The following is a 19,615-nucleotide window of genomic DNA, read 5'->3' as shown; positions in this document are numbered from 1 at the left end:
ATATCAGTGCTTTCAATCTATATAAGGTTTTTAATTAATCTCTCCCGCCAAAAATCTGTAAGGCCCAATATAACAGTGAAGCCAAAGCACCTATAGCAGCTACTAGATAAGTTCTTGCCGCCCACTTTAAAGCATCCTCAGCGCCTTCATATTCTTGCTGATTTACCATGTTTTTGTTTTTAAGCCATGCTAATGCTCTATTACTTGCATCATACTCAACTGGCAAAGTAATAAAACTAAAAAGTGTAGCAAATCCCATAAATGCAAGTCCGGCTATTGCAACCCAATAACCTAAACCAACTCCTGCAGCGGCACCAAGTACCAATCCACCAATTACCAACCATTGTGACATTCCTGATGTAACACTAACAATTGGTACTAATGCAGAACGCATACCTAAAGCACTATAAGCCTGTGCGTGTTGCACTGCATGACCAACTTCATGAGCCGCAACAGCTGCAGCTGCCGCATTGCGCTGATTGTACACAGCTTCACTAAGATTTACTGTTTTATTTTTTGGGTTATAATGATCTGTCAACTGCCCTCTAACCGAAATTACCTCAACATCATAAATTCCATTATCAGCAAGCATTTTCTCAGCGATTTCCCTTCCGCTCATTCCATTTTGCAGTTGTCGTTTTGAATAAAAAGCAAACTTCTGCTTTAATTTATTACTAACCAACCAACTTACAAGAGCTATTGCTCCTATTAATATATAATATCCAAACATAATTTTTTAACTATTAGTTATTGTAAAATTACTAAATGAATAACAAAAAATGCGCCAAATTTGAGTTAAGAAAATTTGTCAGGTCAGTAATAAATTACATGGCTTCGACAGACCAGTTGAAAGCTTCGGCAATTTCATTATATACAATCTTACCGTTAACAATGTTAAGACCCTTTCTTAATGATTGATCTTTTGCACATGCAACTTCCCATCCTTGATTTGCTAAACGCAAAACATAGGGTAACGTTACATTAGTTAATGCTAAGGTAGATGTATAAGGTACTGCACCTGGCATATTAGCAACACAATAGTGCACCACATCATCAATAATAAATGTTGGATCCTCGTGCGTTGTTGCTTTGGTAGTCTCAATACAACCTCCTTGGTCCACTGCCACATCAACAATAACAGTTCCTGGATGCATTTCCTTAAGCATGTCTCTCGTAATTAATTTAGGAGCTTTTGCACCTTTTATTAATACACCTCCGACAATTAAATCATGATCTTTTATTCTATTTCTAATATTGAATTCACTGGAAAATTCTGTAACCACATGCTTTGGCATTATATCATTAACATAACGCAACTGTTTCATATTTATGTCCATAATAGTAACATGTGCACCTAAACCAGCAGCCATTTTAGCTGCCTGGATACCAACTGTTCCTGCACCCAAAACAAGAACTTTCCCTGGCGGAACTCCAGGTACTCCACCTAGAAGTACTCCTTTTCCTTTAATTGGTTTTTCTAAATATTTAGCACCTTGCTGAATAGCCATTCTACCAGCGACTTCAGACATAGGCGTTAATAGCGGCAAAGTTCCATCTTCATCTTCAACGGTTTCATAGGCAATGCAAACCGCTTTACTACGTATCATCGCCTTAGTTAATGGTTCGCTAGATGCGAAATGAAAATAAGTAAATACAACGTGATGTGATTTTATAAGCGGATATTCTTCTGCAATAGGCTCCTTAACCTTAACAATCATATCTGCAGAGGAATAAACCTCTTCGATAGTTTCTAATATTATTGCACCTACTTCACGATAATCATCATCAAAAAAACCACTTCCTAAACCAGCTTCTTTTTGTACATAAACCGTATGATTATTTTTAATAAGTTCGAAAACTCCAGCTGGTGTCATACCAACCCGGTTTTCATTGTTCTTGATTTCCTTTGGAACTCCAATGTTCATTGTAATAGATTTTGAGATTAATAGGTATGTGAAATACCATTAAAATTTTCAATAATCCAAATTTAGATATTGACCTAACCCTTTTTTTATGGAATTATTATTATAAATGAAGAAAATTAAAAAGTTTGCAACAAAAAGTTCATTTTCAAATAAATACATCAATAGACGTATGTAATATTGATTCGATAAAGTGAATTTTAGAAAATTTTGAGTTATTGAATTACTATATTTTTATTCTTGTAGAACTGCAACTCCAACAACTATTTCGTTATTAAATTTGACCACCAATTGTTGAGGTTCTGCATCAAAAAAACTAGGTGGTGTACCTAAATGATAAATAAAAGTATTGTCATTGTTAAATTCTGAAAAGTCTGGCTTTCCTAATAGTTGAATTAAATCATCCTTAGTTTTCCCTAGGAGTAATTTTTCCTCTACAATATCATTAGCCATTTTATAACGCTTAGAATTTTGCGTTTTCCAATTTTCTGAATCAAATCTTTCTTCAAAAAAATAGAAAAAAGACATACTAATAATAAATGCTAAAAAGAAAATCAATCCAATCTTATCGTTTCTTTTGAGCTTTATCATCATTCCGGTTTTTCTAACTATCCAACTATATTCACAATTTTCCCAGGTACAACAATTACTTTCTTTGGTGTACGTCCTTGCAATTGATCTTGAGTTTTTTCATAAGCCAAGACAGCCTTCTCAATATCTTCCTTACTCATATCTAACGGTAATTCTAAGGTAAATCGCATTTTACCATTAAAAGAAATTGGATAGTTCTTGCTACTCTCTACCAAGTGACTCTCATCAAATTCTGGGAATGTTGCAGTAGAAATTGATTCAGAATTGCCTAATCTCTCCCATAATTCTTCAGATATATGTGGTGCGTAGGGTGAGATAAGAATTAATAATGGTTTAAGAATATCTTTGCTCGTACACTTCTGAGCCGTTAACTCATTTACAGCAATCATAAAAGTTGAAACCGATGTATTGAATGAGAAATTCTCAATATCCTCTTCTACTTTCTTTATCGTTTTGTGTAGAGTCTTTAAATTGTCTTTTGTTGGTTCTGCTTCATTGACATTTAAACCATCTTGCCCAACATACAGTTTCCACAGTTTCTTAAGAAAACTATGCACACCTGTTATCCCAGCTGTATTCCAAGGTTTGTATTGCTCTAAGGGCCCAAGAAACATTTCATACAGTCTTAAACTATCAGCTCCATATTGCTCACAGATTTCATCAGGATTAACAACATTGTACTTAGACTTAGACATTTTCTCAACATCTCTACCTACCTTATAAACACCATCTTCTAATATGAATTCTGCATCTTTAAATTCTGGCCTCCAGTTTATTAAATCTTCAGCCCTTAACTCATCTGATGAATTAACTAAAGATACATCAACGTGAATGGGTCTAACAGGAAATACCCCTCTCAACCATGCAATGGAAATAAAACCTAACTTTTTAGCGGCGTCTAACAGTTCATTATATAAATTCTTTACTTTTATTAAGGCCTCATTATTTATGGAATAATTGGTCAAAATAACATCATCTGGTTGTGGTGCTCTATTCCATAAATCATGAAATAAATTATTGTGCTCACTGATAAATTCAATTACATCTTTACTTAAGATTAAGTTCTTTGATGAATCTCTTTCTGAATCTGCATCTTTACTTGCAAAGCCACCGTCGTAAATATAGAAAAAAGCACTCGTTCCCAAGATCATTCCTTGGTTAATCAATTTCTTTGCGTATTCATCATATGGCACATAACCTTTATCAAACATAAATTTTTGCCAAAAACGAGAATACAGCAAATGTCCTGTTGCATGCTCACTACCACCAATGTATAAATCTACTTGTTGCCAATAGTTAATAGCATCTTGAGAAAAAATTTCCTCATCATTTTGAGGATCCATATATCTATTAAAATACTGAGAGCTACCTGCCCAACCTGGCATAGTATTTAGCTCTAAAGGAAATACAGTTTCATCATCAATCTTGTTATTATCTACAACCGTATTGGAACTAGTATCCCATGCCCAAACCTTGGCATTGCCCAAAGGTGGTTCACCTGTTTCTGTTGGTAAATATTTTTCAACCTCTGGTAGTGTTAATGGCAAATGCGTTTCATCAATCATTTGAGGTAATCCATTCTTATAGTACACAGGGAATGGTTCGCCCCAATACCGTTGTCTTGAGAAAACTGCATCACGCAAACGGTAATTGGTTTTACCTTGTCCTTGACCTATTTGCTCTAATTCATAAATAGCACGTTTAGTCCCTTTTTTATAATTTAAACCATCAAGGAAATCACTATTTCCAATCTTTACATTATCCTTTGATGCGAAGGCTTCTTCTGAAATATCAACGCCATCAAAAATATTTGGTATTGAAATATTAAAGTGTTTGGCAAAATCATAATCGCGTTGATCTCCACAAGGTACTGCCATAACTGCTCCGGTACCATAGCTAGCTAATACATAATCACCAATCCAAATCGGGATTGGTTCTTTTGTAAATGGATGTTCAGCATATGCTCCCGTAAAGACACCAGAAATAGTTTTAACATCTGCCATTCTATCGCGCTCAGATCGCTTTGCTGTAGCTTCAACATAAGCTTCAACTTCTGCTTGTTGTTCATCTGTTGTGATTTTTGATACCAATTCGTGCTCAGGAGCTAAAGTCATAAATGAAACTCCAAATATTGTATCAGGTCGCGTTGTGAAGACATCTATTTTTGCTTCATAGTCTTTCACATTAAAAGTAACAGAAGCACCGACTGATTTACCAATCCAATTACGCTGGCTTTCCTTAAGCGAGTCTGTCCAATCAATAGTTTCTAAGCCTTGCAATAATCTTTCAGCATAGGCAGAAATGCGCATACTCCATTGCGTCATCTTTTTACGTATAACCGGATGACCTCCACGTTCCGAAACTCCATTAATAATCTCATCATTAGCCAATACCGTGCCTAGTGCAGGGCACCAATTTACTTCGGTCTCTGCTAAATAGGTTAATCTATATTTTAACAGGACTTCTTGTTGCTCTTCAGATGAATAGTTTTTCCATTCCTCAGCAGAAAAAATTTCAATATCATCATCGCAAGCTGCATTTATAGTTGCATTTCCCTCTGATCGAAATATCTCAACTAGAGTTTCAATATTCTCAGCTTTATCACTGTTGTAGTTGTACCACGATTCAAATAACTGAATGAAAATCCATTGTGTCCATTTGTAATACTTAGGATCTGAAGTACGTACTTCTCTACTCCAATCAAATGAAAATCCGATTTGATCTAACTGTCTACGGTACGTTCTAATATTTGCTTCAGTTGTAACCGCAGGATGCTGACCAGTTTGTATGGCATATTGTTCAGCTGGTAACCCAAAACTGTCATAACCTTGAGGATGTAACACGTTGAAGCCTTTATGACGCTTGTATCGTGCATAGATATCGCTAGCAATATAACCCAATGGATGACCAACATGTAAACCTGCACCACTAGGATAAGGAAACATATCCAAAACGTAATATTTTGGTCTGTCTGAATTATTTTCAGCTTTAAAGGTTTGGTGATCCGACCAATACTTTTGCCACTTTTCCTCAATCTTGTTGAACTCGTATCTCATTACCGACATTTCCTTGAAATAAGGTGCAAATTTAGTGGTATTACAACACAATTAAAAACTAAACGTTGTAATACTCTAGATAACTAAATTGTTTTTTATTTTTACAGCATTAATCCGTTTTACATGGCCTCATCCTTTGACAAATACCAAAAGCGTAAACTTATTTCATCTTACATCTCCGTAGTGATAAGTATAGCCTTGGTACTTTTTCTTTTAGGTTGTCTTGGTTTGTTAGTCATTAATGCTAAAAAAGTAGCTGACCACTTCAAAGAACAAGTGGTTATGACAATTTACCTAAATGACACTGCAAAAGAGGTAGAAGTCAATCAATTGAAGAAAAGTTTGGCTATGGCAGACTACTCAAAAGAAGCACTTTATGTTTCTAAAGAAGAAGCTGCTGCTCTTATGAAAGCCGAAACAGGAGAGGATTTTATGGATTTTGTGGGCTATAATCCGCTTAAAAATTCTATCGATGTTTACCTGAAAGCAGATTATGTAACTACTGAAAATCTTACCGAAATATCTGAAGGCTTATCTAACAAATCTTTTATTGAAGAAATTCGCTACGATAATGACTTGGTTGAGTTAATGAATGACAATGTTAAAAAGATAACGTTTTGGGTATTGATAATTAGTGGTGTTTTTACATTAATTGCTGTCCTCCTAATAAATAGTTCTATTCGATTAGCTGTTTATTCTAAACGATTTATTATTAAAACTATGCAAATGGTTGGAGCTACTAAAAGCTTTATTAGAAAACCTTTTATTAGGAAGAGTGTTCAACTTGGAATTATTGGAGCAATCTTAGCATTAATGGGTATGGCCGTTGTACTTTACTATTTAGATTTGACCTTCCCAGAATTAGAATTACTTAGAAACACCATATTAATCATTACCCTTTTTATAGGTATATTTCTTTTAGGTGTTGTCATAACTTGGATAAGTACTTTTATCGCTACACAGCGCTTCTTGAATCTTAAGACAGATCAGCTATATTATTAAATTTTGGCTAAATAATTATTACTTGTTATCGTTAGTATTGAAAACCAACATTTATGAAAAAACCCTTACTGTCTTCCATTATTGGTTTGTCATTAATTGTTGCATTTTTCTTCTTATTGAAGTCCTGCATTATTCAAAACCTATCTCCTGAAGATTGTGTTATTGTTAATGTGAAAATCACAAAAATTACAGAAGGTTCAAGCTTTGATATAGTCCTTAAAGATGATGGTACAGATTTCTATTATATTAACCGTGGTCTAGAACAAGGATTAAATTTAGATTCTCTTAAGAGAAAAGTTTTAAATAAAACTGTTACTTTGCACTTAGCTAAAGTATTGGGTGGTATCACCTCAGAACATATTTCACAATTGGCTATTGGAGATGAAATCATCTTTACAGAATTTGACAACTAATGGGAGAACAAAAACGAAAACAAGAATCAAAGGCAGAGTTCATTTTTGGAAAGAAAAACTATAAATGGTTATTTATAGGATTAGCCTTTATTGCTGTTGGTTTTATATTAATGGCAGGAGGCGGAAGTGATGACCCTAATGTCTTTGACCCATCAATTTTTAGTTGGAGACGTATCCGATTGGCACCTACTTTAGTTTTGATTGGTTTTGGAATTCAGGTATATGCCATTCTTCTGAATCCTGATAAAAAGAAATCTAAAGGGAAGAAATAAAATCTTCTGCTAACTGGCCTAAATATAACTTTGTATCGTTTAAGGCATCTTCTAGACTATTAGCCTTATCCATTATTGTACTGCTATAATTTATACCCATTTCTCTAATTTCATTTGGATTTAAATCTGTACTTCCACAAAATGAAGCTATCTTAATTTTTTGTTGTTTGGCCATATTGATAACACCGATTAAAGCCTTGCCAGATAAGGTCTGTTGATCTAATCTTCCTTCACCAGTGATTATCCAATCTGCTCCCTTGACCTTAGTTTCAAAATTGGCTATTTGCATAATTAATTCAATCCCAGGTATTAGTTCTCCATTTAAAAAAGCTACAGTTCCAGCACCCATACCACCAGCTGCACCAGCACCCTCAATTTCTTGAGTTGATAAATTAAAATACTTATCTAATACAGTTGAAAATTGTCGCAAACCATTATCTAAATGTTTGATTTCAGAATGACTAGCACCTTTTTGTTTTCCATAAATATGTGCCGCACCATGTGGTCCATACAAAGGGTTCTTTACGTCACACGCAATCTGAATTTTTACTTCAGCCAAGCGCTTATCTACTTGAAAATCGTCAATTCTTTTAACTTCCGTAAGATTTCTACCAATTGGTATAATTTCATTATCATTTTTATCAAAAAACTCATAGCCCAATGCTGATGCCATACCAATACCACAGTCGTTAGTAGCACTACCACCAATACCTAAAATAATATGCTGAGCACCTTTATCTAAAGCATGAAGAATTAATTCTCCAGTTCCAAATGTTGTAGTGTTCATGCAATTTTGATCCTCTGGTTTCAATAATTTTAAACCTGAGGATTCTGCCATTTCAATAAAAGCTACTTTGGTGGAATCTGAAAACAAAAATGACGCTTCAATTGGTCTGAATAATGGATCGCTAACTTGGACGGTAATGGTCTCTCCAGACAAGTAAAAATCAATAACCTCAATAGTACCATCACCACCATCAGCTAATGGTAATCTGATAATTTCTGCATCAAGATGATTTTGAAGAATTGGTTCTAAAATATCACAAAACTCTAAACCCGTTATTGATCCTTTATATTTATCTGGTGCTAAAATTATTCGCATAGAGTTAACCCAAAATTGTTGGTAAGAAATAACTAAATACTAATATCAACACAAAGAAGCCAATTAATATGACACTCTCCTTTTGCACTAATTCTTTAGTATTAAATGTGTACTGCAATTTCATTTGTTTTGCAGGTACCTTACCGGTTAATTTACTTACTATAACAGCCAAAACAACTGCAATTACAAAACCAGTTAGATTATACCATATCCAGAATAAATCTGGAACATTAATAATACCAATATCTGCTAAAGCTTGATGAATTGAAACATTACCAGAATAAAAACTTCCTTGGTTAAAGAGATAGACCAATTCAGGCAGATATTTAAATACTAGATTAACTACTACAGATATAATAATCGCCACATTCATACCAATATGATTTACCTTTTTGAAGAAAATAGCAATGATAAAAGCTGCCAAAATTGGTCCAAAAAAGAGTGATGAAATCGCATTAATTAATTCTATAACTGTGCTTTCACTATTCCCAAACAAATAGGCTGCTAGAATACAAACAGAACCCCAAAATATCACTAGACCTTTAGAGATAAACATATATTTCTTTCCTGATAGTTTCCTTTCGCCACTATTAAAAAAGTCCTCGATAGTAACGGCACTTAAAGAATTTATTGTTGAACTCAGTGATGACATTGCTGCTGACATAACACCAACCATAAGTATCCCTATTAGTCCATTCGGAAGGTAGTTGGTTATAAATACTGGAATCATTAAATCTGGCTTAATTCCAGACTTAGCATATTCTGCCGGATAATGGAGTCGTGTTGTCTCTTCTATGCTTTCATAAAACTCTGGGATATTACTTACCAAATAACCAATTATTAAACCCATTATACAGTACACTAAAACAACTGGGAAACGAAGTAAGCCATTGGCCATTAGAAGTTTCTTTATAGTGCCTTCATCTCTAGCCGAGAGCAAACGCTGTGCTTGTGTCTGATCAGTACCATAATAGGACAAATACATAAATAAACCGCCTAAAAGCATTGGCCAAAATCCATACTCATCACCACTAAAAAATCCGAGATTTGAAAAGTCAATAACTTGTAATCTACTTTCATCAAATCCATTAAAAGTACCAGTATCTTTTAATAATGAATATCCAACAATCAAGCAAATAACTAAACCTGCAAAAAGTATAATCATTTGTATAGCGTCTCCCCAAACCACAGCTTTCATACCGCCTTGATATGAATAAACAAGCGTTACGACGCTAATAATTATTAATGTATAATGGAAGCTAATCCCAACTACGGCTTGTATAATCAGTGCCATTGTAAATACCATGACACCTGTTCCTAAAGCTCTACTTATTTGAAAAACAACACTAATTATTTTTCTCGTAGATTTAGAAAACCGTTGCTCTAAATACTCATATATACTAACAATGCCAGACTTGTATAGTGGTGGAATAATAAAGAACATAATCCCTATCATTGCCAATGGTACCGCAAATTCAAATGTGAGCCATTTCATACCACCATTCGCTTTCAATCCTACAAAAGCTGGTGCAGATATAAAACTTATTGCAGACAACTGTGTAGCCATGGTAGATAAACTCAATGGAAACCAACCCAAACTTTTACCACCTAAGAAATAGTCTTTGGAATCTTTATTATCCTTAAAGAAATAACCCATGGCAATAAAACCTATGAGATAAATAGCAATTACGGTATAGTCTAACCAATTCATAATAATTTATTATTCGTTTAATAAGTCTAATGTTAAGGCGGCACTCCATGAAAAATTCTTACCTCCATAAGCAGCGTTTTCAAACTGATCTTTGCGTGCATCAAAATACTCATAGAAACCATGAAGCTCAATATAATTAATGGTTTCTTGCTTAAGTCGCTTGGCAATTTCTAAGTAGCCGTATCTCTTAAGTCCTCTATATATTAACCAGTTCAGATTAATCCAAACAGGACCTCTCCAATATTTAACAGGATTATAATGTTCGCTCTTGGGATCAAAGGAAGCACAAAGAAATAAGTCTTCACTTCCAAAATTTTGAATCAAACTATCTACTAATTTATTTGCTCTTTCCTTATTTGGTATACCCGCAAATAGCGGTGTAAAAGACGAAGATGTAGCATAGGCTATCTGCTTGTCATTTCTTAGATCGTAATACACATAGGAGCCTAATTCTTCATTAAATAATTTCTCTTCAAATCTAGTTTTAGCCTTATCCTGCCATGATTTTAAGATCTCAATCTTATTATTATTACCACCAATTATTTGGTATAATTCAATCAACGCTTCATTAGATTTAATAAGTATGGCATTGAATAGAGGGTCTTGAACTAAAAATGGTGAAAGCTCCGCTATTTTACCTTCATCATAATTATGAGCTTTTGCTATTTCTAGAAGATGCAAGTAACAATCATATTCCCTATTTGTTGGACGCTGTGAGGCATCAACATGAGTGGTATCTTTGCGTTCATATTTATACTTTGGTGGATTCATGGTCTGCCAAATTTCATCCCAAATAGGAGAGTTATCCGTACCTGACTCCCAATTGTGATAGATATAGACTAAGCCTTCATTATAAGGATCTCTATGGGTATAAAAATGTGTGTGATTCTGATATATCTTATCAATATTGCGTTTTATAAATTTTAGTATATCTTGCTTATTCGATGCAATATCGTAGATTTCTTTTAAGACAAAACCTAAAACTGGTGGCTGGGTTATACCAGTTGTTTTAACAGGTTTTGGTGATGCTGGATGTAAATCTGATCTGTGATAATCTGGACCGGGAAAATAGGTGTCACTTTCATTATGAAAAACAATATGTGGAATAAATCCATTATCCCATTGACCAGAGAGTAAAGACTCTATTTCACATTTTGCTTTTTCGATATCATAATGTGCAAAACCTATAGCTATAAAACCAGAGTCCCAGTGCCATTGAAAAGGATATAACCCTTCGCAAGGTATAGTAAATCCTTTATCTTCATTAAAATTTGAATTTAGGACAGCTTTTGCACCTTCGATTAATTCTTGTTTATTCATGGAGCGCTTAACGCAGTGAATTTTATTGGTTAGTAATATTTAGTTGGTCTGTATAAATTTAAAATAAAAAATATGATTTATGATTTTTATAGCAATTGCTTTGAATCTTATTTCTAATTGATACTTTTGCCACATGGAAATAATTGATGCAGTTATTTTAGGAATAGTACAGGGACTTACTGAGTTCTTGCCAGTTTCTTCTAGTGGCCATTTAGAATTAGGAAAAGCTATATTGGGAGATAATTCATTACCAAGGGAGAGCCTACTATTTACGGTTGTACTTCATTTTGCAACAGCTTTAAGTACCATTGTTGTTTTTAGAAAAGACATTATTGAAATCATTAAAGGAATTTTAAAATTTGAATGGAACGAGGATATGAAGTTTATATCTAAAATTGCTGTTTCTATGATTCCTGCCACTATTATAGGTGTATTTTTTGAAGAAGAATTAGAAATGCTATTTGGTGGCCAAATAGCACTAGTTGGTTTTATGCTCATCATTACAGCTTTACTTCTATATTTGGCAGATAGAGCTAAAAACACAAACAAAAGCGTGTCATTCTCAAATGCTTTTGTAATTGGCATATCACAGGCAATAGCGATTTTACCAGGTATTTCAAGGTCTGGAGCAACAATTTCTACATCAGTATTATTGGGTAATGATAAAACTAAAGCAGCACGTTTTTCTTTTTTAATGGTTGTTCCTTTAATTTTTGGGAAAATTGCAAAAGATATTCTCAGTGGTGAACTAACTTATGAAAGTTCAACCATTTTACCACTTAGTATTGGATTTGTTGCTGCCTTTATCGCAGGATTATTTGCTTGCACATGGATGATTGCCTTAGTAAAGAAAAGTAAATTGACCTATTTTTCGATCTATTGTGCTATTGTTGGCCTAATTGCTATAATTTGGGCGGTGAGCCAATAATTAAATATGAAAACTGCTGAAGATTTTAAAAATGGACAGGTTTTGTTAATTGATAAACCTTTAACATGGACCTCTTTTCAGGCAGTAAATAAATTACGATGGGCCATTAGACAAGCCTTCAAGATTAAAAAGATAAAGGTTGGCCATGCTGGTACTTTAGATCCTTTAGCCACAGGATTATTGGTGATTTGTACGGGGAAAATGACAAAGCAAATCAATACCTTTCAAGGACAAGAAAAAGAATATATAGGTACATTTACAATTGGTAGTACAACACCTTCTTTTGACTTAGAAACTGATATAGACCAGACTTACCCAACAGATCATATCACAAAGGAATTAATTCAATCTACAACTAAACAATTCATAGGTGTTATCGATCAATTTCCACCTGTGTTTTCAGCGATTAAGAAAGACGGTAAACGGTTATACGAATTTGCAAGAGCCGGTGAGGATGTTGAAATAAAGTCTAGACAAGTTGAAATTAAAGCCTTTCAAATCACGGAAATAAATGGTTTAAACATAAATTTTAAAGTGGTTTGTAGCAAAGGAACTTATATTAGATCATTAGCTCACGATTTTGGTAAAGCTCTTGATTCTGGTGCGCATCTATCCGAACTAAGACGTACACGCATTGGAGATTTTAAAGTTGAAAAAGCTGTTACTCCCGAAGAATTTCTGCAAGAGCTTCCACTTCAGCCCTAATCCCAAAACCTAATAACAACCAAAAAGCCTTATTTTTCGTATATTCAAATACAGTTGATTGACGACATTTTGAATTTAATTGATAAACATAAAGCGGCGATTATCACATTCCTTATATCAGGAATTGTGGTGTTAGGTCTATTTACTATTCAGTTAAAGCAAAAAGGAAATCTGATTTCAGAAAGCTACTATAAAATAGAACCTCAATCCGAGGAAGAAGAAAAATTAATTGAAGAATTAGAAAAGTTAAAGGGCCCTTCTACCAACAAGGCTTTCAATGAAGACCAAGAATTCAAGGAAATGATGCGTAACTTTAAAACATTGTCATCGAACGATTTTCAGAAAACTACTAAAGAAATTGAGCAAAGTTCATCTAGCGACAATGTTATTGAAGAACCAAATGCAAAAGGCCCAATTGGTGATCAAAAAACATACGCACTTAATACTGAAGAAACCAAATCATATAAGGAATTACAAGAAAAACTAAACAAACGACTCGAGAATCAAAAAATCGCTGATGAACATGCTAAAATAAGAAGTACCCTGACTTATTCTCTAAAAGGACGAACTCTCGGATACTATAATATTCCACGTTATTTGTGTGAAAAAGGTGGTAAAATTGTGGTTTCGATAAGAGTTAATGAAGTAGGTAATGTCTTCGATGCTTACATTAATGGATCATCAACTTCTAATAATCAATGCTTAATTGATCATGCAATAAATTATTCTAAATCTGTAAAATTTGATAGCTCAAACAAAACAGATCAACTGGGCACAATAACCTTTTTATTTAAAGGGAAAAACTAATTTAATTTAAAAGTTTTACCAAATCTTTAACCGTAGATTGACCTTTGTCTTTATTATACCATCGCTGTAAATCTTCTTTAAATTCTGGAGTTATTTTACCATGTTTCAATTTATAGTCATTTACCATTTTTGTAGCAAGAGCAGGTCTTGGCCCAAAAGTATCGATAACCTCTTTTGTTGAATCATCAATCATAATCAATTTTGGAATAGCTCGTCCTCCATTAGTTAAAAATTGATTCATTAAATCATCATTATCATCACGAAGCACAACTTTATATTCTATATTTTTATTTAGTTCTGCTACTTTATTAATTACAGGCATTATATGCGCGGCATCTCCACACCAGCTTTCTGTAATTACCAACCAAGTTACCTTTTTATTATATGACTCAATAATTGCCTTATCAGTATCAGACAATTTTACTGTTTTATCCCAACGTCTCATTCGCCTGTCATTTAACATAGTATAATTGGCTAATGCTTCAGTTTTTTCATTACCTGTGGTAGAATTTTCTTCAACAAGTTTTATAACTAAATCTCTATAATCTGAATAGCTTATACTTTTTTCTAAACTATCTTTTATTGTATCGTTTATCATTATTTTATCTAGTACTTCCATAGTATAAAATTACAGTAATGTTACTATTTATTCTGCAACAGTTGTTACATTAGTAGTAAAGAATTTAAAAACTTACAAAATGGAAAAACAGAGATGCGGCTGGTGTGTAGGCAACCCATTATATGAAAGGTATCATGACGAGGAATGGGGTGTTCCTGTCTTTGATGACGCTAAACTTTTTGAATTTTTAATATTAGAAACGTTTCAAGCAGGTCTCAGCTGGATAACAGTATTAAGGAAACGCGAAAATTTCCGTAAAGCTTTTGATAATTTTGATTATAAAAAAATTGCACAATATGAGCAGTCAAAAATTGATGAATTATTACAAGATGCTGGTATTATAAGAAATAAGTTAAAGGTAAAGGCAACAGTAACTAATGCTCAAGCATTTATAAAAATTCAAAGTGAATTTGGTTCTTTCTCCAACTATATTTGGGGTTTTACTAATCATAAGCCGATAATAAATCAATTTGAAGATTACAAAAAAATGCCAGCAAATACAGCTCTCAGTGACACTATTAGTAAGGACTTAAAAAAACGTGGTTTTAAATTTGTTGGAACTACTGTAGTATATGCGCACATGCAAGCTACAGGTATGATTAATGACCATGAAGTTTCGTGCTTTAGATATAATGAAGTGTGAAAATTTATTTTAAGTGTTTCAAGAATTCAGACCTTGAAATATGCTTTGCTCCTAAACTTTCAAGATGTTTTGTGTGAAGTTGACAATCTATTAGTTCATACTTATTGCTCTGAACCAAAGTAATAAAAGCCACTTTACTTGCATTGCTAACTTTTGCAAACATACTTTCACCACAAAACACACCATTATTGAGGTCAATACCATATAAACCCCCTACCAATTTCATATTTTCCCAAACCTCGACCGATTTTGCATAACCCAATTCATGAAGTTTAATATAGGAATCAATCATATCATCCGTAATCCATGTACCTTCTTGGTCTTCGCGTTTTGCTAACGCACAATTATTGATTACTTCTGTAAAAGCCTTATTAAAAGTCACCTCAAATTCCTTTTTACGTAAGATTTGTTTCATGCTTTTTGACACCTTCAAATCCTCTGGAAATAACACAAAACGAGGGTCTGGTGACCACCACAAAATAGGATCATCAGCATCATACCACGGAAAAACACCATTGGTATAAGCATGTATAAGTCGCTCTGAGGAAAGATCACCTCCCACAGCCAGTAGGCCTTCTGCAGTTGCCTCAGTAACATCAGGAAATTCGATTTTTTGGTTTAGAAAGTGCATTCTACAAGCTATAATACGTTTTTTTCGTTGTTTTTGCTGTTAAATCGGACATTTGGCTTTGATAGTAATTTTATTTTATTGATATTTGACTTGACCTTTATGTATAAATTTTTGTTCATCATTGCTTTTTTTTAAGTTTGTTTGTAAAGGTCAAAACCTAAAACCACAACATTAAGTCCTGACTAACCATCAGGACTTTTTTATTCTAAAAATAAAAAAGACCTATTTTTTATCAAAACAAGTCTCCTTAAATAATAATTAATTTGTTATTTACTAAAAAGGTAAATCATCATGATCTTCTTCATTTAATTCACTAACGGGCTCAAAGGCATCTGTTGGAGGTACTGGTGGCATATCTGCATTACCCGCTTCTGCTTGTAAAGCTTCAATTCTCCAACCTTGTATAGAGTTAAAATACTTTGTCTCACCTTGTGGATTAACCCACTCTCTTCCCCTAAGATTAATACTGATTTTAACCTGTTGTCCTACCTGAAAATTGTTTAATAAATCAGACTTATCTTGCACAAACTCTACCATAATATGTTGTGGGTATTGCTCTTCAGTTGTAACTACTACTTCGCGTTTTCTAAACCCATTGCTACCAAAAGTCTGTGTCTCTCCAATCACCTTAATTCGTCCTTGTACTTCCATTTTTTACTTAATCTATGTTATTTTAAAATTTATTCTTTATTGAGTTTACGAAAGTAATAACTTCCATGCACTTTCTACATCACCATAGCTCAAATAATTTTGAGCAAGTTTATGCTTTTTTCTATGTGAGGTATTCTTAATATCAGGATAGCGCTCACTAACATGATTAATAAAACTATTAACCTCTTCCTTAGAAGGCAAAGCCTCTACATTAGCTAGCATACCAAGATTATTCCCCGTTAAAATCATACTGTTTTTAACATCTGCAGGCATAGCATCTACACCTATTCCCATTGATTTTAATGGTTTTGGTATTTGAAAGAATCCCTTTTTTGCTCTGCTGTAATAGCTTCCTCCAGCCCTTGCAACCAAATCTAATGCCTCTTGGTTTATAGAACCATCACCGTTAAGAACTTCTTCAGCAATATGAAATTTTACAATTTCACAAATAATCAAATTTCCTGCACCTCCTTCTTCTCCTAAATACACAATGTCATTAACTTTACACTCTAGTTGAACCGGAGACTCGGCAACCCTAAATGGTTTTACCTCCTCCGAGGGTAGCATGGTAAGACCAGCCTTTTCAAATTCATTTACACCATCAGGATATTCTGTACTTGTTAATGACATTTGATGCACTAAATCATAATTAACAACATTAATTACAACCTCCTTAACAGCTTCCGCATTGGTTAAAGTATGTTTAACAGTGTTATCTCTAACGCGTCTTGCAGGAGAAAAAATCAAAATTGGAGGATTAGTACTAAATACATTAAAGTAACTAAAGGGTGATAAATTCGGATTTCCTTCAGCGTCAATTGTACTGGCAAATGCAATTGGTCTCGGCGCAACCGAACTTAACAAATAACTGTGTAATTTAGCTGTAGTAAGATCCTTTGGATTTATCGAAATCATATAGCACTCTGATTTTCAACAAATATAATTATATTGAGCCTTAGGCGAAAGTATTTTATATATAATGAGAGACAATATTATTAACAGAATTCCATTATATTTAAAAATGAAATTGTACTAACCAATGTTTAGCTCAAACCGTAATGTAATCCGCTGGATTATTATTCTTTCTTCTTTTATAATTATTTCTCTAATTCTTTGGAATACCTATACTTTCTTTCAAAAATTTAAGGCTGAAGAACGTGTTAAAATGAATACCTGGTCCGTGGCACAAATAGACCTATTAGAGAATATTGATGATCTAGATAAAGATGTAAATAATGTTACGTCTCATGTTCTTACAGAGATGACTACAAGTACACCAATGTTGGTAATTGATGCTAATGGCGAAGTAAACAATTATATCAATATTGAAGACTCTAAACTTAGTGATTCACTTAAAGTTCAGCGTATAATTAAAAAGTTTTCAAATGAAAATACACCTATAGAAGTAAAAGTTGGCAAAGAAACAATACAAACTATTTATTACGGAAACTCTCCTTTATTAAATAAACTCAAATATTATCCCTTGGCTTTATTGCTAATTATTCTTTTGTTTGCCGCTGTGGTCTATTTCTTTTACCGAAGTTCTAAAAATGCAGCGCAAAATAAACTTTGGACAGGTATGGCTAAAGAAACGGCACACCAGATTGGCACACCATTGTCATCTCTTGTCGGTTGGGCTGAAATTCTGAAAACAGAAAATGTAAATCCTGAATACATTACCGAAATTGAAAAAGATATTGATAGGTTGCAAACTATTACCGAACGGTTTAGCAAGATTGGTTCTGCTCCTACATTACAAAAAACCGATATTATTGAAGTTACCAATACATCATTTCAATATCTGCAATCACGTTCTTCTAAACTCGTTAATTTTGAACTTAAAAATTTAGATAATGAAATCTTTGTTAATCTTAATCCACAACTCTTTAGTTGGACTATAGAAAACCTTGTAAAGAATGCCATTGACGCTATGAAAGGAAAGGGTGACTTAAAACTTGAAGTCTCTCAAAATGAAAAACAAGTCTTAATAAATATTTCGGATACAGGAAAAGGAATACCAAAGAATCAATTTCAGAAAATTTTTGAACCTGGTTATACTACTAAAAAGCGTGGATGGGGATTAGGACTTTCATTAGCTAAACGAATTATTGAAGATTATCACAATGGAAAAATAAAGGTACTTCAATCAGACATTGGTAAGGGTACCACAATACAAATATTACTTAAGACTATTTAATTATCGTCATTGTAATACTTTACAATTAAACCTGCAACCTCTTTAAATTCAGCTGGTGATAATTTTTGCTTTGTTGTAAAACGCGCATTTTCCATATTGTGTAATGGTATTAAATGTACATGTACGTGCGGTACTTCTAGACCTATCACAGACATACCAATTCGTTCACAAGGTACTGCCTTCTCTATTGCAATGGCTACCTTTCTAGAAAACTCCATTAAACCCAAGTAAGTTTCTTTATCTAAGTCAAATATTTTATCCACTTCTGCTTTTGGGATACATAAGGTGTGCCCTTTGGTATTGGGATTAATATCTAAAAACGCATAAAAATCCTCAGTTTCTGCCACTTTATAGGAAGGGATTTCTCCTTGGATAATCTTTGTAAATAATGTTGCCATATTATAAATATAAAAAGATTCCTCGATAAAGGAATCTTTAAAATATAAATAAGATTATTGTTTTAGCAGAAACTTTCTATCTAGAAATTTCCAAGATGTCAAATTTCATAATACCACTTGGTACTTGTATTTCGGCAACATCACCAACAGATTTACCCAGTAAACCCTGTCCTATTGGCGAGTTTACTGAAATCTTACCAGCAGCTAAATTTGCTTCACTCTCGGCTACCAAAGTGTAAGTCATTTCCATTCCATTAACTTGGTTCTTTATTTTTACTATAGAAAGTGCTAATACTTTAGATGTATCTAATTGAGACTCATCAATCACTCTTGCATTGGCTAAGGTTTCTTCCATTTTAGAAATTTTCATTTCTAACATTCCTTGTGCCTCTTTTGCTGCATCATATTCAGCATTCTCACTTAAATCGCCTTTATCTCTTGCCTCAGCAATTGCTTGTGATGCTTTAGGACGTTCAACATCTTTGAGATGGTTTAATTCCTCTCGTAATTTTTTTAGTCCTTCTTCTGTATAATAAGATACTTTACTCATAATTCAATCGTTTTTGTATATACAAAAAGACGCCGAACCATGTTCAGCGTTAATACATCTCTTTTTAATAAGACGTGTATGCAAATATATAAAATAT

General features: G+C 33.5%; 21 protein-coding genes. 8 read left to right on the top strand and 13 right to left on the bottom strand.

What is annotated here, in order from left to right; all coding sequences use genetic code 11:
- Positions 1–34 precede the first annotated feature (34 nt).
- The 4 genes from ACFWV9_RS00345 to ACFWV9_RS00330 form a co-directional block, all read right to left on the bottom strand.
- Positions 35–730 (bottom strand): zinc metallopeptidase, encoded by a 696-nt coding sequence (locus ACFWV9_RS00345; RefSeq protein WP_411893240.1) that lies wholly within the window; start codon positions 728–730, stop codon positions 35–37.
- Positions 731–824: 94 nt separating this feature from the next.
- Positions 825–1,925 carry an alanine dehydrogenase gene (gene ald, locus ACFWV9_RS00340; protein ID WP_411893239.1) on the bottom strand — a complete coding sequence of 367 codons (1,101 nt, stop codon included), beginning with the start codon at positions 1,923–1,925 and terminating at the stop codon, positions 825–827.
- A 231-nt stretch (positions 1,926–2,156) separates the two neighbouring features.
- Positions 2,157–2,513 (bottom strand): outer membrane protein assembly factor BamE, encoded by a 357-nt coding sequence (bamE, locus tag ACFWV9_RS00335; protein ID WP_411893238.1) that lies wholly within the window; start codon positions 2,511–2,513, stop codon positions 2,157–2,159.
- A 17-nt stretch (positions 2,514–2,530) separates the two neighbouring features.
- Complete coding sequence (locus ACFWV9_RS00330) at positions 2,531–5,569, bottom strand: leucine--tRNA ligase (protein WP_411893237.1); 3,039 nt, start codon at positions 5,567–5,569, stop codon at positions 2,531–2,533.
- Between the two features lie 123 nt (positions 5,570–5,692).
- Between ACFWV9_RS00330 and ACFWV9_RS00325 the strand changes: the two genes are divergently transcribed.
- The 3 genes from ACFWV9_RS00325 to ACFWV9_RS00315 are packed head-to-tail and all read left to right on the top strand — an operon-like array spanning position 5,693 to position 7,256.
- Positions 5,693–6,571, top strand: a complete 879-nt coding sequence (locus ACFWV9_RS00325; RefSeq protein WP_411893236.1) for a cell division protein FtsX — start codon at positions 5,693–5,695, stop codon at positions 6,569–6,571.
- A gap of 53 nt (positions 6,572–6,624) precedes the next feature.
- Positions 6,625–6,984 carry a hypothetical protein gene (locus tag ACFWV9_RS00320; protein WP_411893235.1) on the top strand — a complete coding sequence of 120 codons (360 nt, stop codon included), beginning with the start codon at positions 6,625–6,627 and terminating at the stop codon, positions 6,982–6,984.
- A complete protein-coding gene (locus ACFWV9_RS00315; RefSeq protein ID WP_411893234.1) occupies positions 6,984–7,256 on the top strand; it encodes a DUF3098 domain-containing protein in 273 nt (90 codons plus the stop codon). Before ACFWV9_RS00320 ends, ACFWV9_RS00315 begins: the two co-directional genes overlap by 1 nt.
- On the opposite strand, the gene ACFWV9_RS00310 is transcribed toward ACFWV9_RS00315, so the two are convergent.
- The 3 genes from ACFWV9_RS00310 to ACFWV9_RS00300 are packed head-to-tail and all read right to left on the bottom strand — an operon-like array spanning position 7,240 to position 11,389.
- The gene (locus ACFWV9_RS00310; RefSeq protein ID WP_411893233.1) at positions 7,240–8,358 is read right to left on the bottom strand and encodes a glycerate kinase; all 1,119 of its coding nucleotides are present in this window, start codon (positions 8,356–8,358) and stop codon (positions 7,240–7,242) included. The two genes, ACFWV9_RS00315 and ACFWV9_RS00310, sit on opposite strands and share 17 nt — an antisense overlap.
- A gap of 4 nt (positions 8,359–8,362) precedes the next feature.
- On the bottom strand, positions 8,363–10,069 hold the full coding sequence (locus ACFWV9_RS00305; RefSeq protein ID WP_411893232.1) for a sodium:solute symporter family transporter: 1,707 nt from the start codon (positions 10,067–10,069) through the stop codon (positions 8,363–8,365).
- 9 nt (positions 10,070–10,078) lie between these two features.
- Complete coding sequence (locus tag ACFWV9_RS00300; RefSeq protein ID WP_411893231.1) at positions 10,079–11,389, bottom strand: amylo-alpha-1,6-glucosidase; 1,311 nt, start codon at positions 11,387–11,389, stop codon at positions 10,079–10,081.
- A gap of 133 nt (positions 11,390–11,522) precedes the next feature.
- Here ACFWV9_RS00300 and ACFWV9_RS00295 point away from each other — a divergent pair, with 133 nt between their 5' ends.
- Genes ACFWV9_RS00295 through ACFWV9_RS00285 form a run of 3 tightly spaced genes read left to right on the top strand, consistent with a single transcriptional unit; the run spans position 11,523 to position 13,829 of the window.
- Positions 11,523–12,317 carry an undecaprenyl-diphosphate phosphatase gene (locus ACFWV9_RS00295; RefSeq protein ID WP_411893230.1) on the top strand — a complete coding sequence of 265 codons (795 nt, stop codon included), beginning with the start codon at positions 11,523–11,525 and terminating at the stop codon, positions 12,315–12,317.
- Positions 12,318–12,323: 6 nt separating this feature from the next.
- Positions 12,324–13,022, top strand: a complete 699-nt coding sequence (gene truB / locus ACFWV9_RS00290) for a tRNA pseudouridine(55) synthase TruB (RefSeq protein ID WP_411893229.1) — start codon at positions 12,324–12,326, stop codon at positions 13,020–13,022.
- Between the two features lie 54 nt (positions 13,023–13,076).
- Positions 13,077–13,829 carry a hypothetical protein gene (locus ACFWV9_RS00285; RefSeq protein WP_411893228.1) on the top strand — a complete coding sequence of 251 codons (753 nt, stop codon included), beginning with the start codon at positions 13,077–13,079 and terminating at the stop codon, positions 13,827–13,829.
- Between the two features lies 1 nt (position 13,830).
- Here the strand turns inward: ACFWV9_RS00285 and ACFWV9_RS00280 are convergent, their stop codons facing one another.
- Positions 13,831–14,448 (bottom strand): thioredoxin family protein, encoded by a 618-nt coding sequence (locus ACFWV9_RS00280; RefSeq protein ID WP_411893227.1) that lies wholly within the window; start codon positions 14,446–14,448, stop codon positions 13,831–13,833.
- A 79-nt stretch (positions 14,449–14,527) separates the two neighbouring features.
- On the opposite strand from ACFWV9_RS00280, the gene ACFWV9_RS00275 reads away from it, so the two are divergent.
- The gene (locus tag ACFWV9_RS00275) at positions 14,528–15,091 is read left to right on the top strand and encodes a DNA-3-methyladenine glycosylase I (RefSeq protein ID WP_411893226.1); all 564 of its coding nucleotides are present in this window, start codon (positions 14,528–14,530) and stop codon (positions 15,089–15,091) included.
- Positions 15,092–15,095: 4 nt separating this feature from the next.
- Here ACFWV9_RS00275 and aat read toward each other — a convergent pair whose 3' ends face one another.
- The 3 genes from aat to ACFWV9_RS00260 form a co-directional block, all read right to left on the bottom strand.
- Positions 15,096–15,722 (bottom strand): leucyl/phenylalanyl-tRNA--protein transferase, encoded by a 627-nt coding sequence (gene aat, locus ACFWV9_RS00270; RefSeq protein WP_411893225.1) that lies wholly within the window; start codon positions 15,720–15,722, stop codon positions 15,096–15,098.
- A 273-nt stretch (positions 15,723–15,995) separates the two neighbouring features.
- Positions 15,996–16,373 (bottom strand): DUF3127 domain-containing protein, encoded by a 378-nt coding sequence (locus ACFWV9_RS00265; RefSeq protein ID WP_411893224.1) that lies wholly within the window; start codon positions 16,371–16,373, stop codon positions 15,996–15,998.
- 45 nt (positions 16,374–16,418) lie between these two features.
- Positions 16,419–17,288: a flavin reductase family protein gene (locus tag ACFWV9_RS00260; RefSeq protein ID WP_411893223.1), complete on the bottom strand. Its 870-nt coding sequence runs from the start codon at positions 17,286–17,288 to the stop codon at positions 16,419–16,421.
- 124 nt (positions 17,289–17,412) lie between these two features.
- On the opposite strand from ACFWV9_RS00260, the gene ACFWV9_RS00255 reads away from it, so the two are divergent.
- On the top strand, positions 17,413–18,570 hold the full coding sequence (locus ACFWV9_RS00255) for a sensor histidine kinase (RefSeq protein ID WP_411893222.1): 1,158 nt from the start codon (positions 17,413–17,415) through the stop codon (positions 18,568–18,570).
- Here the strand turns inward: ACFWV9_RS00255 and ACFWV9_RS00250 are convergent.
- On the bottom strand, positions 18,567–18,968 hold the full coding sequence (locus ACFWV9_RS00250; RefSeq protein ID WP_411893221.1) for an HIT family protein: 402 nt from the start codon (positions 18,966–18,968) through the stop codon (positions 18,567–18,569). The genes ACFWV9_RS00255 and ACFWV9_RS00250 overlap by 4 nt on opposite strands.
- 76 nt (positions 18,969–19,044) lie before the next feature.
- Positions 19,045–19,518: a transcription elongation factor GreA gene (gene greA, locus ACFWV9_RS00245; RefSeq protein ID WP_411893220.1), complete on the bottom strand. Its 474-nt coding sequence runs from the start codon at positions 19,516–19,518 to the stop codon at positions 19,045–19,047.
- Positions 19,519–19,615 lie beyond the last annotated feature (97 nt).

The sequence above is a fragment of the Winogradskyella sp. A2 genome (assembly GCF_046762865.1).
GTDB lineage: Bacteria > Bacteroidota > Bacteroidia > Flavobacteriales > Flavobacteriaceae > Winogradskyella.
The sequence above is the reverse complement of the archived record's forward strand: the minus strand, read 5'-3'. Positions and strand labels throughout refer to the sequence as shown.

Coding starts and splice junctions, on each gene's coding strand:
- ald (WP_411893239.1), bottom strand. CDS start 1,925: ATGAACATTGGAGTTCCAAAGGAAATCAAGAACAATGAAAACCGGGTT.
- ACFWV9_RS00275 (WP_411893226.1), top strand. CDS start 14,528: ATGGAAAAACAGAGATGCGGCTGGTGTGTAGGCAACCCATTATATGAA.
- ACFWV9_RS00320 (WP_411893235.1), top strand. CDS start 6,625: ATGAAAAAACCCTTACTGTCTTCCATTATTGGTTTGTCATTAATTGTT.
- ACFWV9_RS00250 (WP_411893221.1), bottom strand. CDS start 18,968: ATGGCAACATTATTTACAAAGATTATCCAAGGAGAAATCCCTTCCTAT.
- ACFWV9_RS00325 (WP_411893236.1), top strand. CDS start 5,693: ATGGCCTCATCCTTTGACAAATACCAAAAGCGTAAACTTATTTCATCT.
- truB (WP_411893229.1), top strand. CDS start 12,324: ATGAAAACTGCTGAAGATTTTAAAAATGGACAGGTTTTGTTAATTGAT.
- ACFWV9_RS00260 (WP_411893223.1), bottom strand. CDS start 17,288: ATGATTTCGATAAATCCAAAGGATCTTACTACAGCTAAATTACACAGT.
- bamE (WP_411893238.1), bottom strand. CDS start 2,513: ATGATAAAGCTCAAAAGAAACGATAAGATTGGATTGATTTTCTTTTTA.
- ACFWV9_RS00280 (WP_411893227.1), bottom strand. CDS start 14,448: ATGGAAGTACTAGATAAAATAATGATAAACGATACAATAAAAGATAGT.
- aat (WP_411893225.1), bottom strand. CDS start 15,722: ATGCACTTTCTAAACCAAAAAATCGAATTTCCTGATGTTACTGAGGCA.
- ACFWV9_RS00255 (WP_411893222.1), top strand. CDS start 17,413: ATGTTTAGCTCAAACCGTAATGTAATCCGCTGGATTATTATTCTTTCT.
- ACFWV9_RS00305 (WP_411893232.1), bottom strand. CDS start 10,069: ATGAATTGGTTAGACTATACCGTAATTGCTATTTATCTCATAGGTTTT.
- ACFWV9_RS00315 (WP_411893234.1), top strand. CDS start 6,984: ATGGGAGAACAAAAACGAAAACAAGAATCAAAGGCAGAGTTCATTTTT.
- ACFWV9_RS00345 (WP_411893240.1), bottom strand. CDS start 730: ATGTTTGGATATTATATATTAATAGGAGCAATAGCTCTTGTAAGTTGG.
- ACFWV9_RS00330 (WP_411893237.1), bottom strand. CDS start 5,569: ATGAGATACGAGTTCAACAAGATTGAGGAAAAGTGGCAAAAGTATTGG.
- ACFWV9_RS00295 (WP_411893230.1), top strand. CDS start 11,523: ATGGAAATAATTGATGCAGTTATTTTAGGAATAGTACAGGGACTTACT.
- ACFWV9_RS00310 (WP_411893233.1), bottom strand. CDS start 8,358: ATGCGAATAATTTTAGCACCAGATAAATATAAAGGATCAATAACGGGT.
- ACFWV9_RS00300 (WP_411893231.1), bottom strand. CDS start 11,389: ATGAATAAACAAGAATTAATCGAAGGTGCAAAAGCTGTCCTAAATTCA.
- greA (WP_411893220.1), bottom strand. CDS start 19,518: ATGAGTAAAGTATCTTATTATACAGAAGAAGGACTAAAAAAATTACGA.
- ACFWV9_RS00265 (WP_411893224.1), bottom strand. CDS start 16,373: ATGGAAGTACAAGGACGAATTAAGGTGATTGGAGAGACACAGACTTTT.